Below are 13,772 nucleotides of genomic sequence, written 5' to 3'. Positions count from 1 at the left end.
CGGGAGTGCCGCTTGAGCGCGTTCTTGCGTCCGTCCTCCGACCGGGCCGTCATTCGCTGTGATCAGTGTCCGGGGCGGCCCGTCCTGTCCACCCACCGGGAGGAGACCGACACCCGCCGCTGTGTGCGCTGCCAGGGCGAACACCGGTGGCTCGCCCAGCCGCACCCCGATGACCACCTGTGCGCGGTGTGCCGCAGGGAGTGTCCCGGCTGCCAGGCGCCCACCTCCAACGGCGAGCGCTGCCGCGCCTGCCGGGACCGCTGCCGTACCTGTGCCGGGCCGTTGCCGCTGCGTCCCGAGTACGTCTCCGGCATCACGCATGTCGAGCCGGGCAAGCGCAGGGACCGCCGCCGCAAGTGGGTGCGCACCTACTTTCCCCGCTCCTGGGACCGGGACCAGTGCGACGCGTGCCAGACCGCGGCGAGTGCGAAGGACCCGCTGCGGGCGGTGCTGGCCGCGCTGCCGGACAAGCTCGTGCTCGCCTGCGGGGGTGGCGTCCCGCCCGCCGTCGTCGACCTCGTCCGCGACGAACTCCAGCGGCATTCCGCCGCCCGCATCGCGGCCCGTGTCGAGCGGCGCTGGTGGCAGAGCTGGGCCGGCCGTCCGCTCAGGCGGGACGGCGACGCGCACCGCGACGGCTACGGGCCCGATGACGTCGCGGTGTGGCTGCTGACCCCCACCGCCTGCAACGGCCGGTGCGAGGACGGCTGGCTCCTGGCGCCGCCGGAGCGGCCCGACCGCGACGACGAACCGTGCCCGGTCTGCCGGGGCGGGTGGCTGCTGTCCGCCCGGCGCGAGGAGTCCGACGCGGACGACGATGTGGCCGAGCCGAAGCCGGCCGCGGCGCGTTCGCTCGCCGACGCCGTGAGCTACCGGCCCCCGATCCAGGAGTGCGCCGGCCGCGGCGGCACCTGCGGACGGCCCGTCACTTCCCCGCACACCCAGTGCCCCGAATGCCTCGACTGGCCCTGGTGCGTCTGCCGGCGCCGTCGCCGCAACCCCGGCCGGGCTGCCTGTCCTGCCTGTTCCGCGGGCTGAGCGCTACGAGGTGTCCTGTCCGGCGTGATGCCTCTCACGTCCACCTGCAGCACCATTCGAGCCGATCTCGATGCGCTCGAAGGAGCGGTGTAGGGCACACATTTCAGCCCTGACGGCTTCGCCGTTCCGCGCGGTGTCCATCGGCCGGCGGTGTTCCCGCCGTCGCGTGAGGAAGCGCCGCACCGCCGGTAACCCCCGTACGGGAAGTGGCGGAATCGGCACGTCCGCAGCCGTGATTTCCGGCCGCCGAGCGCCCCGCGCGCCCCTCCCGTCACGCCTCACGAAGCGGCTCAAAACCGTCGAAAGCATATGTTTGGCGGGCATTCGGCCGGGGAGTGATCCCCTCGTTCTCAAGATTGTTCTCGCGGCGGTCCCACCACAACAGGACCTCTTCAGCCGCACTTCCCGACCCGGAGGAGCTCCTTCATGCTGCCCGCCATGGCGCGCCACGACCGTGAACGTTTCCTCGCCGAACCGCGCGTCGGTGTCCTGGGCGTCGCCGACACCAGAAGCGACGGCCGGGCGCCCCTGGTCGTGCCGGTCTGGTACGGCTACGAGCCCGGCGGCGAGATCGTGGTCGAGACGGGCCGCCAGACCGTCAAGGCCCAACTACTGCGCGCTGCCGGGCGGTTCAGCCTGTGCGCGCAGGACGAGGGGCGCCCGTACCGGTACGTCAGCGTCGAGGGGCCCGTCACCGAGGAGGCCCCGGTGGACCCGGCCGTACGCGAAGCCCTGGCCCACCGGTACCTGGACCCCGAGGAAGCGCGCGCCTATCTGGCGGCGACCGCGGACCAGCTCAAGGACGACGTCGTCTTCCGTATGCGCCCGGAGCGCTGGCGCAGCGCCGATTTCGCCGCCTTCGCGGCGGACTTCGCCGAAGGGGCCGCGGCCGAGGGCAGCGGCGCCACGGCCTGAGCCGCCCGTCCGCGCGTCGCCGCACCGTACGAAAGCCTTGAAGCGAGAGGGACTTGATGACCGACGTCTACGCTCCGATACGCCCGTTGTTCCAGCCCGCGGCCCAGCCGGCCTCCGGCACGCCCGCGTCCGGCTACCCCCGGAACAGCCGTATCCAGGAGCTGTTCGAGGCGCAGGCGGCGGCCCGGCCGCACGCCCCGGCGGCCCGGCACGGTGAGCGCACCGTGACCTACGCGCAGCTCGATGCCCACGCCGACGCCCTGGCGGCGCGCCTGACCGCCTCCGGAGCACGGGCCGGTGACCTGATCGGCGTGTGCGGCAGCCGCTCGCTGGAGGCGCTGGTGGCGCTGGTGGGCATCCTCAAGGCAGGCTGCGCGTACGTACCGCTCGACGAGGACCTTCCGCCGGCCCGCCTGCGGGCCATGGCCGAGGACGCGGGACTGCGGATCGCCGTCACTCTGCCGGGCAGCACCCGCCGGGTGCGCGGCCTGCGCGCGTCGGTCGAGGTCGGCGCCCTCGACCGGCCCGCCGGCAGCCCTCCGCCCGGCACCGACCCGCCCCGCCCCGGCTCCGCCACCGACTGCGCCTACGTGGCGTTCACCTCCGGTACGACCGGCCGCCCCAAGCCCGTCGCGATCTCCCACCGCGGCGTGGTCCGCCTGGTCCTGTCCGATGCCGAACTCTCCCCGCCCGCCCCGGGCGACGGGGTGCTGCACGCCTACGGCCTGTCCTCCGACGCCTCGACGATCGAGATCTGGGGCGCGCTGCTCACCGGCGCCTGCCTGGTCATCGCCGACCGGGAGGAACTGCTCTCACCCGCCGCTCTGGAGCGGCTGATCGATGAGCACGGCGTCACCGTGGCGTACCTGACGACGAGCGTCTTCCACCTCGTGGCCCGCACCCGCCCCGAGGCGCTGGCCCGGCTGCGCTTCGTCTCCGCGGGCGGCGAGGCGATGGACCCGCGCCTGGCGAACGCCGTCCTCGCGGCCTGCCCCGGCACCACCGTGGTCAACTTCTACGGACCGACCGAGAACGCCGTCGTCTCCACCGCCCACGTGCTCGCCCCCCTTCCCGACGACGCCGCGCACGTCCCCCTGGGCCGCCCCTTCGGCGCCTCCACCTGCCACGTCGTGTGCCCCGACGGCTCGCTCGCGCGGCCGGGGGAGGAGGGGGAGCTGTACGTGGGCGGGGACGGGCTGGCCCTGGGCTACCTAGGCGACCCGAAGCTCACCGCCGAACGGTTCATATCCCTGCCCGCCGTGGAGCCGGACGGCCTGCTGTACCGCACCGGCGACCGGGCCGTACGGCACGCCGACGGGCAGCTGGAGTACCGCGGCCGGTGCGACCGCCAGGTCAAGCTGCGCGGCGTACGCATCGAACTCGACGAAATCGAAGCCCGATTACGAGCCCACCCCGAGGTCGGTGAAGCGGTCGTCGAAGCCGAAGCCGGTTCCCTGACCGCGTACCTCACCGCCACTGCCCCCGGCGGCCTGCTGCCGCTGTCCGCCTTGCGCGCATACTGCGCCCAGTGGCTGCCCGCGCAGGCCGTCCCCGAGCTGGTGCCCCTGGACCGCTTCCCGGTCACCAGCGGCGGAAAGGTCGACCGCGCCCGGCTGAAATCCGCCGCGCCACGCCCGGTCCCCGCGGCGGCGCAGGCCACGGACGAGCCGAAGGCCGACGGCCTGCTCGGCGTCCTGACCGAAGTGTGGCAGCGGGTGCTGCGCGTCCGGCCCACGCCCCAGGACGACTTCTTCGTCCTCGGCGGCGACTCCCTGCTCGCCTCGGAGACCGTCACCCGCACCCTCGCCGTGCTCGGCATCGACGCCGCCCTCGGCTCCTCGCTCATCAGGGCCCTGCTGGCCGCGCCCACACTCGAAAGCTTCGCCACCGCCGTGGACGAGGCCCGGGGCGGCTCCGGTGGGAAGGCGGACGGGCAGCCGGCCGTCGACTTCGCCCGCGAATGCGAACTCGGTTTCGCCCTCCCGCCCGCCCACGGCCCGGCACCGCACCCGCACGACCCGAAGAACGTCCTGCTCACCGGCGCTTCGGGATTCGTCGGCGGCTTCCTGCTGCACCAACTGCTGCGCTCCACGGACGCCCGCGTCCACTGCCCCGTACGGGCGACGACCCCGGCCCACGCCCGGCAGCGGGTACACACCGCGCTCGCCCGCTACGGACTGCACCTCGACGAGGCCGACTGGCAGCGCGTGGAGTGCTTCCCCGGCGACCTGACCCAGCCGCGGCTCGGTCTCGACGCCGGCCACGCCGAAGCCCTGTCCCGCGACCTGGACCTGGTCCTGCACAACGGCGCGCGGGTCAACTTCCTCTACCCCTACGAGGAACTGCGCCCCGCCAACGTCGACGGCACCCGCGAGGTCATCCGGATCGCGGCGCCCCGCCGGGTGCCGGTGCACTTCATCTCGACCGTCGCCGTCGTCGCCGGCTTCGGCACCGCCGGGGTGGGCGAGGTGGACGAGGACCTGCCGCTCGCCCACGCGGACGGGCTGACCATGGGCTACGCGGAGAGCAAGTGGGTCGGCGAAGGAGTGCTGCGCCACGCGTCGGCGCAGGGGCTGCCGGTGGCCGTGTACCGGCCGTACGAGGTGACGGGCGACCGTACGCACGGCGCGTGCAACACCGAGACGGCCATCTGCTCGCTGATCAAGATGATCGCGGAGACCGGGATGGCCCCCGACATCGAGCTGCCGATGGACTTCGTGCCCGTCGACCACCTCGCCGAGTCCGTGGTGCACATCGCCACCCACCGCCTCGCCGACGGCCGGGTCTACCACCTGACCAACCCCCGCCCGGCCATGCTGTCCGACGTCCTCGACCGGATGCGCGCCGCGGGCTTCAGCCTGCGCGTGATGCCGTACGACCAGTGGGTCGGTGAGCTGGTGCGGCACGTCGCGGAGAACCCGACGAGCGCCACGGCGCCGTTCGTGTCCTTGTGCGTGGACCGCAGCCGCAACGCCGACATGTCCGTCAAGGAGATGTACCTCGCGGGCACCTTCCCCGTCCTGGGGCGGCGCAACGCCGAAGAGGCGCTGGCCGGCAGCGGACTGCACTGCCCACCGGTCGACGCCACACTCCTGGACCGGTACCTGGAGTACTTCTTCACCTCCGGCTACCTCACGCGCCCGGAGCCCGCACCGGTCCACGGCAAGTCGTACGCCACGTCCCACACCGCCACGCCGGGATCGGAGCACACCGCATGAGCCACCCCGAAGCCCTCATACCGGTCCCGGAGGTCGAGCCCGGTACCGCGGGGCCGCCGTGCGCCTACGCCCGGCTGCGGACCGAGGCGCCCGTGGTCAAGGCGCAGCTGCCCAACGGCGAGACGGGCTGGCTGATCAGCCGCTACGAGGACGCCCGCGCCGCGTTCGCCGACCCCCGGCTCGTACGGCCGCTGCTGTCGGCCTGGCCGCCCCGCGAGGGAAGCGACGCCCCGCCGCCGTGCCTGCCCACCTTCCTGGAGATGACCGGCGCCCACCACGAACGCGTGCGCCGCACCGTACTGCCGCTGTTCGGCAGGCGGCGGCTCGCCTTCATGGAGCCCCGCGTCCGGGCGATGGCGGAGGAACTCCTCGACACGATGGTGGCCGGGGCCGACGGGGGAGTGGCGGATCTCGTCGCCTCCTACGCCGAGCCGCTGCCGCTGCGGGTGCTGTGCGCGACCGTCGGCCTGCCGTACGAGGACCGCGAGACCTACCTGCCGCACACCCTCGCGCTCCTGGGCGCGTCCGGCCTCACGATGGAGGAGGTACTCGCGGCCCTGTACGCGCTGCAGGACTATGCGGACGACCTCATCTCCCGTAAGGAGAAGACGGACGGCGAGGACGAGGACTACATCCGGCTGCTGCTGGCGGAGGCACGCCGGCCGGACAGCGAGATCACCCGCGACGACGTCGTCAGCTTCGTCGTCACCATGCTGATGGCCGGCTACAAGACCAACATCCAGCACACCGGCAACGCCCTGCTCGCGCTGCTCACCCACCCCGAGCAGCTGAAGGCGCTGCGCGAGGCGCCCGAGCGGACCGGCGCCGCGGTGGAGGAACTGCTGCGGTACGTCCCGCTGATGAACGCCATCAACATCCTCGTCGCCACCGAGGACTTCACCCTCCACGGGCAGAACATCAGGGCCGGGGACGCGGTCGTGCCCGTACCGGCGTCCGCCAACCGCGACCCGGACGCCTTCGCCGAACCCGACCGCCTCGACCTGACGCGGACTCCGAACGCGCACATCGCGTTCGGGCACGGCCCCCACGCCTGCACCGGCGGCCACCTGACCCGTATGCAGCTCGGTATCGCCATCCAGGTACTGCTGGAACGGCTGCCCGGCATCGAACTGGCCGTCGCGGCGGACACCATCCCCTGGGACGAGTCCACTCCACTGCGCGCACCGGCCCGGCTCCCCGTGCGCTGGTGAACCCTCCGTACAGCCGGCCACTCATCGACGACCCCAGCCAGCCCAGCGATTCCAGCGACTCCAGCGATTCCAGGAAAGAGGTCCGCACCACGTGACCGCCGAGAACCACACCGCGCAGCCCCAGGCGCCCGCGCCCGACGGGATCCCGTACGACGAGCCCCTTCCGCACTACCCCTTCAGCACCAAGGGGGACCGGCTCGCCCCCGAACTCGACGAGCTGCGCAGCCGCTGCCCCGTGGCCCGGGTCAGCACCAACTCCGGTGAACAGGCGTGGCTGGTGACCGACTACGGGCTCGCCCAGCACGTACTGCGGGACCGCGCCTTCGCCCGCTCCGTGCTGGGCGAGGCGGACAGCCCCGCCCAGGACGCCCCGATCCTCGCGCCCGAACTGCTCGACGCCATGAACCACCTCCAGCAGGCCGGGCTGCGTGCCGAAGTGCTCCGCTCGCTCGGCCGCGACCAGCCCGACCTGCCCGCCGACTGGGTCGCGCGGGTCACCGGCGAAGGGCTGGACGCGATGATCCGCGAAGGCGCCCCCGGCGACCTCCAGCGCCACTTCGCTGAGTGGGTCGCCGCCCAGTGCATGTGCCGCCTCCTCGGCGTGCCCTTCGAGGACCATGCCTGGCTCGCCGTACGGGCGGACCTGGACCTGACCATGGTCACCCCCACCCCCGAGGAACTCGCCCGCAACTGGGAGGAGATCCGCGCCTACATGGCCGCGCACATGACGGCCCGCCGCCCCGGCGAGCCCCGAGGCCTCGTGGACCGCCTCGCCGACCTCAACGCCGCGCACCAAGGGCTGACGGAGCGGCAGCTGTCGAACATCGTGTCCGTCCTCTTCGTCAGCGGCTACGAGGACTTCGCGAGCTTCCTGGGCGTCGCGGCCTACAACCTGCTCCAGCACCCGGAGACCATCAGCGCGGTGCGCGCCGAGCCGGAGACCATGCCGCAGTGCGTGGAGGAGCTGCTGCGGTGCAGCGTCGTGCTGGGCAACGCGATTCCCCGCTTTGTCACCGCCGACGCGCGGATCGGCCCGTCCCAGGTCAAAAAGGGCGACATGGTCCTGCTCTCCCTGGACGCGGTCAACTACGACTCGACCGCGTTCCCCGACCCCAAGACCTTCGACCCCACCCGCTCACCCAACCCCCACCTGCGCTTCGGCTACGGCCGCCACCACTGCCCCGGCGCCCACCTGGTCCGCCGCCAGTCCGAGGTCGCCTTCCGCGTCCTCCTCGACCGCCTGCCCGGCATCCACCTGGTGGTGCCGCCGCAAGAGGTTCCCTGGCACCCGAACCGCATGGCGATCATGGCGGCGGAGATTCCGGTGGCGTGGTGAGGGGGAGGGACACCGTGTGACCTGCCGTGATCCCGCGGTCCGGAGCGGTTGACGCCGGTCAGTCCGCTTGCGATTCGCAGGATCCGGAGTCGGTCAGCGCGCTCGCGGTCAGGCTGAGGTGCCGGGCCAGGACCGCGGCCGCGGTGTCGGCGTCGCGGGCCAGCGCCGCCTCCTCCAGCCGGCGGTGCTCGTCGGCACCGTCCCGGTCGGGGTCGCGGTGCGCCGACCAGCGGCGGGCCAGTTCGCTCGCGGTCCACATACGGTCGAAGGTCTCCAGCAGGACGGGGTTGCCGCACCCCTCCAGCAGCGTGCGGTGGAAGGCCCGGTGGGCCTCGGACCAGGCGCTGCTGTAGTGGCGGCCCTCCTCCGCCACGTACGCCGGGGTGCGGGCCAGGCGGTGGTGGGCGGCCCGTACGCGGGCCTCCCAGTCGAGGTCGCCGCGCTCGACGGACATACGCAGGACGACCGGCTCGATCGTGCGCCGCGCTTCGGCGATCTCCTGCCAGCGGCGGTCGGAGAAGGCGGGGACGGCGAAGCCGCGGTTGTGCAGCCGGTCGGCGAGGCCGTCCCCGACCACCCGCACCAGCGCCTCGCGTACGACGGCCAGGCTCACCCCCTGTTCCCTGGCCAGTTCCTGCGGCTTGAGGGCCTCGCCGGGGGCGTGGTCGCCCCGCATGATCGCGTCCCGCAGGCGTGTGTAGACCTGCTCGGAAAGCATCTGTTTGCCCGACGGGGTGGTGGAGGCGGCGGCCGTCTGTGTCATGGCCCTCAGCATAGACGGTCAATCAGATAATCGATTATTGGTGTTATCGTCGATCCATCGAGGCGTGGCGAAGCATCCGTCACGCCCCTGGCCGCCTCACCATGACCGGCCACGGCCCTGGCCCCGGCCACGGGCCACCCGTCGAAAGGAACGACGCGATGAGCGCCAACGACCCCTTCGCCCGCCTCCCCGAGGCAGCCGCCTTCACCGTCACCAGCACCACCGTCACCGACGGCGCCGCCTGGCCCGCCGAGCAGTTCTCCGCCGGCGTCCCCGGCGGCAAGGACCGCTCCCCGCAGCTCTCCTGGAGCGGCGCCCCGGAAGGCACCAAGAGCTACGCCGTAACGGTGTACGACCCGGACGCCCCCACCGGCTCCGGCTTCTGGCACTGGGCGGTCGCCGACATCCCCGCCACCGTCACCGAACTCCCCGAAGGCGCGGGCGACGACACCGGCTCGGGCCTGCCCGGGGGCGCTTTCCAACTGCCCAACGACGCCCGCGCCGCCCGCTACATCGGCGCCGCCCCGCCCGCCGGCCACGGCCCGCACCGCTACTTCGTCGTGGTGCACGCCCTCGACGTCGAATCCATCGGCGTCCCGGCCGACGCCACCCCGGCCGTCCTCGGCTTCACCATGGCCGGCCACATCCTCGGCCGCGCGGTGCTGACGGCCACCGCGGAGATACCCGCCTGACGGACGCCCTCGGGCCACCTGCCCGAGGGCCACGCTCGGAGGCCCGCTGCCACCGCGGTGTCGGGCGGACTCCCGAGCCCCGACAGCGCCCCTCACCTCTCCAGGAGAACAACCACGATGCCTCCAACTACCCTCCCCGATCAGTCCCGCCCGCTTACCGGACGCATGGACATGGATGCCGTACGGGAGGCCAGCCGCGCCGTCAACGCGGCCCACCTGTTCATCTACCTCGTCCCCGAGACCGCGGAGGAGGCCGCGAAGCTCGGCGTGACCGACCGCGGTCCGGCGTACTTCGCGTTCCGGTCGGCCGCGATGGGCGCGGTCCCGTGGCAGGTCGTACTCGCGGCCTTCTACAACTTCAGCCCCCGGGCGGTGCGGGCCGTGGAGGGCGTGTGGGAGACCGCGTCCCCCGAGCAGTGGCAGACCGCCCGCTTCGCGTCCGCCGAACGCGCCCTGCGCCGCGTCGGCGTGAGCCTCACGGCCGAGCAGATCGCGGAGGCCCGGTCACTGATCGACCCGGTGGTCGCCGGCGCCGACTACGCGGGCAAGCCGCTGGCCGCCGCCAACGCGTCGGTCGCCCTCCCGTCCGACCCGCTCGTCGCGCTGTGGCAGCAGATCACCGTACTGCGCGAGTGGCGCGGCGACGCGCATCTGCCCGTGCTCGCCGACCACCGGCTCGGGCCGTGCGACTGCCTCGCCCTGCACGCCGCGGCCGGCGGCGTCCCGATCGGCATCCTGCGCACGACCCGCCGCTGGACCGACGCGGAGTGGGCCGCGGCGACGGCACGTCTCGTCGCGCGCGGCTGGCTCGCCGCCGACGGCTCCGTGACCGAGGTCGGCACCGCGGCGCGTGAGCGGATCGAGGCCGAGACCGACGAGCGCTGCGCCGCACTGTGGGCGCCGATCGGCGACGCGGGCGCCCGCCGGCTCGCCTCGCTCATCGCGCCGATCGACGATGCGTTCACCGCGGCCGGGACGTACGCGACCCTGCGCTGACCGCGGCACAACCGCGCACTTCGGACGCTGCGCGCGAGGCGGCGGGCGAGGAAATCCGTCGCGCCCCGTGAGGTGCGTCGCTAGCCTCGGCCCACAACGCAACGTGGTGCGGGACGCGACCGCGAAGGGGGCCGGCATGGAGCCGGAAGGCGTACGGACCGACCGTCTGGGCGTACTGCTCGACCAGTTCGACCAGGCCAGGGAGATGGCCCAGGTGCGGCTGACCGGGCTCGGTGACGAGGAGTACCTGTGGGAGCCCGTGCCCGGCTGCTGGTCGATCCGGCGCCGGGGCCGGGCGTCGACGCCCAGGGCTTTCGGGCCGGGCGAATGGCTGCTCGACCTGGGCGCCCCGGACATCCCGGCGAGCGAGTACGCCGAGATCGCCCGGCAGGCCGCCGACGGCATGTCCGTCACCAAGATCGCCGACGACTGGAGCGTCAGCGTCGAACGGGTCGAGCAGGTCCTCGCCCACACCGGCGTGCCGGAACCCGACGCGACACCCGTCACCACCATCGCGTGGCGCCTGGGACACCTCCACTTCCACTTGGCCGGCCAATGGGAGTGGACCTTCGGCGAACGGCGTCACGAGCCGAAACTGCTCGTCGAATTCAGCCCCTCCGCCGCCGTGGCGGTCGAGCGCTTCTGGGAACTGATCGACCGCTGGCGCGACAGCGTGGGCGCCGTCACCGCCGAGCAACTCGACACGGTCGGCTTCTCGCAGTACCCGTACAGCTCCGACCCCGACAATCCCTACATCGCCGTACTGTCGGGCACCTGCCACGAATTCATCCACCACATGGCCGAGATCGCCCTGCTCCGCGATCTGTGGAGGGCCCGCACCTGAAGCAGGTGGCGAATGCGCCGGTCGCCGGCGCGACACCGTCGGCGACCGGCCCAAAATCACGTGCGCCCTTCGCCTCGTCATGCTGGGGTTGTCCGCTGTGAACGCACATTTCCCCGCTGAAGCGGACCTGATGGACAGGATGGCACGGAACCTGGCGGAACATGCCTGTCACCTGCATCGGAGCATGACCGGCGCGACCGTCACGGAGACGGGTGACCTCCTGGTCGCCGACAGCGGCCTGGACGACGACACGTTCAACATCGTCGCCGCGGCCCGCTTCACCGCCACCACCGCACCGGCCCGTATCACCGAAACCGCTCGGACACTGGCCCGCACCGGCCGCCTTTTCTCCTGGTGGGTGGGGCCTGCCTCGACACCATCGGACCTCACCGCCCGCCTGACGGCCGCCGGCCTGCCGGTGTCCGAACGCGAGACGGCCATGTGGGCCGAGCTGGACGACACCCTGCCACCGCCCGCCGCCCAAGGACTGCACATCCGGACGGTGACCACGCCCGAACAGCTCACCGACTACGCCACGGTCCTCGCCGCGAACTGGAACCCGCCGGCTGACACCGTCCGCCGCTTCTTCACCCAGGCCGCCCCACAGGCACTGGCCGCGCACTGCCCGGCCCGGTACCTGGTCGGCTACGTGGCGGGCCGTCCGGTCTGTTCGGCCGAAGTGTTCCATCACGCGGGGGTCGCCGGGATCTACAACATCTGCACTCTGGCCACCCACCGCCGACGTGGCTACGGAGGTGCCATCACGCTCGCGGCACTCCGCGCCGCCCGCGACCGAGGTCACGGCATCGCGGTCTTGCAGGCGTCCGCCGACGGTGAGCCTGTTTATCGCCGTTTGGGGTTCCGCTCCTGCGGGGAGTTCACCGAACACGCCATCAACCCTTGAACCCTTGGGACTCCGCTGGTCCTTGGCCCGCATTCCCTGAATGGCGCTGATTGCCTACCGACCCCGCCGTGCCGCTGGTCTACTGGCCGCCGAGCATCTCGGCCGCGAGCACCGCGCGTTGGTGCAGTCACCACATCTGCGGAAGGCCCGAGCAAGACCACAAGGAGCGTCCACCCATGGACCAGGAAAACGTGAGCGCCACCCTGACCATCGCCGCACCCGCGGCGAGCGTGTTCGCGGTGCTGGCGGATCCGGCGACGCACGCGGCGATCGACGGCACCGGCTGGGTTCAGGAAGCCGTCGACCGGGCGCCGCTGACCGGGACGGGGCAGATCTTCCGGATGGCCATGTACCACGCCGACCATCCGAACGGTGACTACCAGGTGGCCAACAAGGTGCAGGTACTTGACCCGCCGCGCGCCATCAGCTGGCTGACGGGGCAGGAGAAGGAGGACGGTCGCCTGGAGTTCGGCGGCTGGTTCTGGCGGTACGACCTCGCGCCGCTCGGTCCGTCCGAAACCGAGGTCACGCTCACCTACGACTGGTCGGCGGTGCCGCAATCCGTCCGGGAGTACCTCCGGTTCCCGCCGTTCGAGCCGGACCATCTCATCAACTCGCTGCACCACCTGGCCGGGCTCGTCTCCGGCAGGTGAGGGCGAACGGCTCGCTCTCCCAAGCTAGAACGGCCATCCTGTGGTACAGGAACACAAGTCCCTGCTCCGTGACTACTTGACCGAGCTCGCCGCGGATTACACCGATCCCCGTGGCGTCGCCGCGCAGATCCACATCATGATCGAAGGGGCCATGGTGACCTCCTCGCTCCTGGGTGCGGAGGCCACCCGCCAAGCCCGCGACGGTATCTGTGCGGTACTTGCCGCGGCCGAGGGCTCGCGCGGCAAGTAGGTCGCGGCGTCGCCTCCTCGCGTGGTTTTTACGGTTTTATGGCGTTCCGCGTATCGGCTGCCGGGGGAGGAGAGGGGCGAACAGGGAGACTGATGGAAGCCCTGTGAACCGCCGAGCGAGAGTGGAGTGTTCGCGATGCGTACCACCGGAAAGTTCGCTGCCATTGCTGCCGCCGCTATGCTGGTCGGCACGGCCGGAGCAGCGCAGGCGGCCCCGACGGCGGCCGGCGAGCAGGCGTCCGCCGCCACCGGCACCCGCTGCCACACCGGCGACTTGCGCTACGGCTGGGACTCCGCGCACGGCGGCCGGCCGGACATGGACGCCACCAACCAGCAGATCGCGGCGATCCGCCTGAAGAACACCAGCGGGCGCACCTGTACTCTGCACGGCTTCCCCGGCGTCCGCCTGATCGGCAAGTCCGGCGAGACGTGGGACCTGCGCCGCTCCGCGGACAGGCCGAGCACCATCACCCTGCGGCCCGGCGACGACACGGCCCTGGCCACCATGAACATCCTGCCGGTCGCCAAGAACGACGCCCACGCCTTCGTCCCGGCCAAGGTCCTGCTCACCCCGCCCGACGAAAAGCGCCACGCCACCCTCAACTGGCCGTACGGCGGCGCCATCCTGAACCAGTCCGGCGCGACCCGCCCCGGCACCTTCGTCAATCCGGTCGGCGTGGGCTGAGGGCCGCACCGCGGCGGTTCTGCGTCTTCAAGGCGGGGGACGGTACGGGTTGGTGATGCCCGGGCTGGTGAATACCGGCCTCCACACCCTGGCATTGTCCGTACGGCCAAGAGGTGACCTCCAAGTTCGTTCCCCCGGACAAAGAAGCCGGGGGTTCGCCCTGCATACGCTGCGACGCAGTTCATCGAGTCGCTCGGAGGCATGGGTGAGGACGGGTGCCCAGGCGAACCGCCGGGCCTCGACCTCTCCCTCCCCGCCTCCCGTACGA

13 protein-coding genes are annotated in these 13,772 nt (G+C 72.2%); 12 read left to right on the top strand and 1 reads right to left on the bottom strand.

All coding sequences use genetic code 11. From position 1 onward, the window contains the following. The first annotated feature begins 12 nt into the window (after positions 1-12). The 5 genes from CP984_RS00435 to CP984_RS00415 all read left to right on the top strand — a co-directional run bounded on the left by CP984_RS00435 (position 13) and on the right by CP984_RS00415 (position 7,718). Complete coding sequence (locus CP984_RS00435; RefSeq protein ID WP_226048580.1) at positions 13-1,038, top strand: hypothetical protein; 1,026 nt, start codon at positions 13-15, stop codon at positions 1,036-1,038. A gap of 426 nt (positions 1,039-1,464) precedes the next feature. Further along, a complete protein-coding gene (locus CP984_RS00430) occupies positions 1,465-1,953 on the top strand; it encodes a pyridoxamine 5'-phosphate oxidase family protein (protein ID WP_003980005.1) in 489 nt (162 codons plus the stop codon). A 56-nt stretch (positions 1,954-2,009) separates the two neighbouring features. Further along, positions 2,010-5,171, top strand: coding sequence for an amino acid adenylation domain-containing protein (locus CP984_RS00425; protein ID WP_003980006.1), 3,162 nt, complete (start codon positions 2,010-2,012; stop codon positions 5,169-5,171). After that, positions 5,168-6,382 carry a cytochrome P450 family protein gene (locus CP984_RS00420; protein WP_003980007.1) on the top strand — a complete coding sequence of 405 codons (1,215 nt, stop codon included), beginning with the start codon at positions 5,168-5,170 and terminating at the stop codon, positions 6,380-6,382. Before CP984_RS00425 ends, CP984_RS00420 begins: the two co-directional genes overlap by 4 nt. A gap of 91 nt (positions 6,383-6,473) precedes the next feature. After that, positions 6,474-7,718 (top strand): cytochrome P450, encoded by a 1,245-nt coding sequence (locus CP984_RS00415; RefSeq protein ID WP_003980008.1) that lies wholly within the window; start codon positions 6,474-6,476, stop codon positions 7,716-7,718. A 58-nt stretch (positions 7,719-7,776) separates the two neighbouring features. Here the strand turns inward: CP984_RS00415 and CP984_RS00410 are convergent, their stop codons facing one another. Then, on the bottom strand, positions 7,777-8,481 hold the full coding sequence (locus CP984_RS00410) for a GntR family transcriptional regulator (RefSeq protein ID WP_003980009.1): 705 nt from the start codon (positions 8,479-8,481) through the stop codon (positions 7,777-7,779). Positions 8,482-8,639: 158 nt separating this feature from the next. On the opposite strand from CP984_RS00410, the gene CP984_RS00405 reads away from it, so the two are divergent. The 7 genes from CP984_RS00405 (at position 8,640) to CP984_RS00380 (ending at position 13,504) form a co-directional block, all read left to right on the top strand. Further along, entirely contained in the window at positions 8,640-9,173 is a 534-nt protein-coding gene (locus CP984_RS00405) for a YbhB/YbcL family Raf kinase inhibitor-like protein (RefSeq protein ID WP_003980010.1), read from the top strand. A gap of 165 nt (positions 9,174-9,338) precedes the next feature. Next, positions 9,339-10,169: an SCO6745 family protein gene (locus CP984_RS00400; RefSeq protein WP_003980011.1), complete on the top strand. Its 831-nt coding sequence runs from the start codon at positions 9,339-9,341 to the stop codon at positions 10,167-10,169. Between the two features lie 136 nt (positions 10,170-10,305). After that, entirely contained in the window at positions 10,306-11,013 is a 708-nt protein-coding gene (locus tag CP984_RS00395) for a DinB family protein (RefSeq protein WP_003980012.1), read from the top strand. 139 nt (positions 11,014-11,152) lie between these two features. After that, the gene (locus tag CP984_RS00390) at positions 11,153-11,917 is read left to right on the top strand and encodes a GNAT family N-acetyltransferase (protein WP_030190862.1); all 765 of its coding nucleotides are present in this window, start codon (positions 11,153-11,155) and stop codon (positions 11,915-11,917) included. Between the two features lie 68 nt (positions 11,918-11,985). Further along, positions 11,986-12,570, top strand: a complete 585-nt coding sequence (locus CP984_RS00385; protein WP_226048579.1) for an SRPBCC family protein — start codon at positions 11,986-11,988, stop codon at positions 12,568-12,570. 76 nt (positions 12,571-12,646) lie between these two features. Beyond that, positions 12,647-12,820: a hypothetical protein gene (locus CP984_RS40990; RefSeq protein ID WP_156100304.1), complete on the top strand. Its 174-nt coding sequence runs from the start codon at positions 12,647-12,649 to the stop codon at positions 12,818-12,820. A gap of 135 nt (positions 12,821-12,955) precedes the next feature. After that, positions 12,956-13,504, top strand: a complete 549-nt coding sequence (locus CP984_RS00380; protein ID WP_003980016.1) for a DUF4232 domain-containing protein — start codon at positions 12,956-12,958, stop codon at positions 13,502-13,504. The last annotated feature ends 268 nt before the right edge of the window (positions 13,505-13,772 follow it).

Origin of the sequence: Streptomyces rimosus (genome assembly GCF_008704655.1) — a bacterium.
Lineage (GTDB): Bacteria > Actinomycetota > Actinomycetes > Streptomycetales > Streptomycetaceae > Streptomyces > Streptomyces rimosus.
This window is presented reverse-complemented; position numbering and strand designations above follow the sequence as displayed.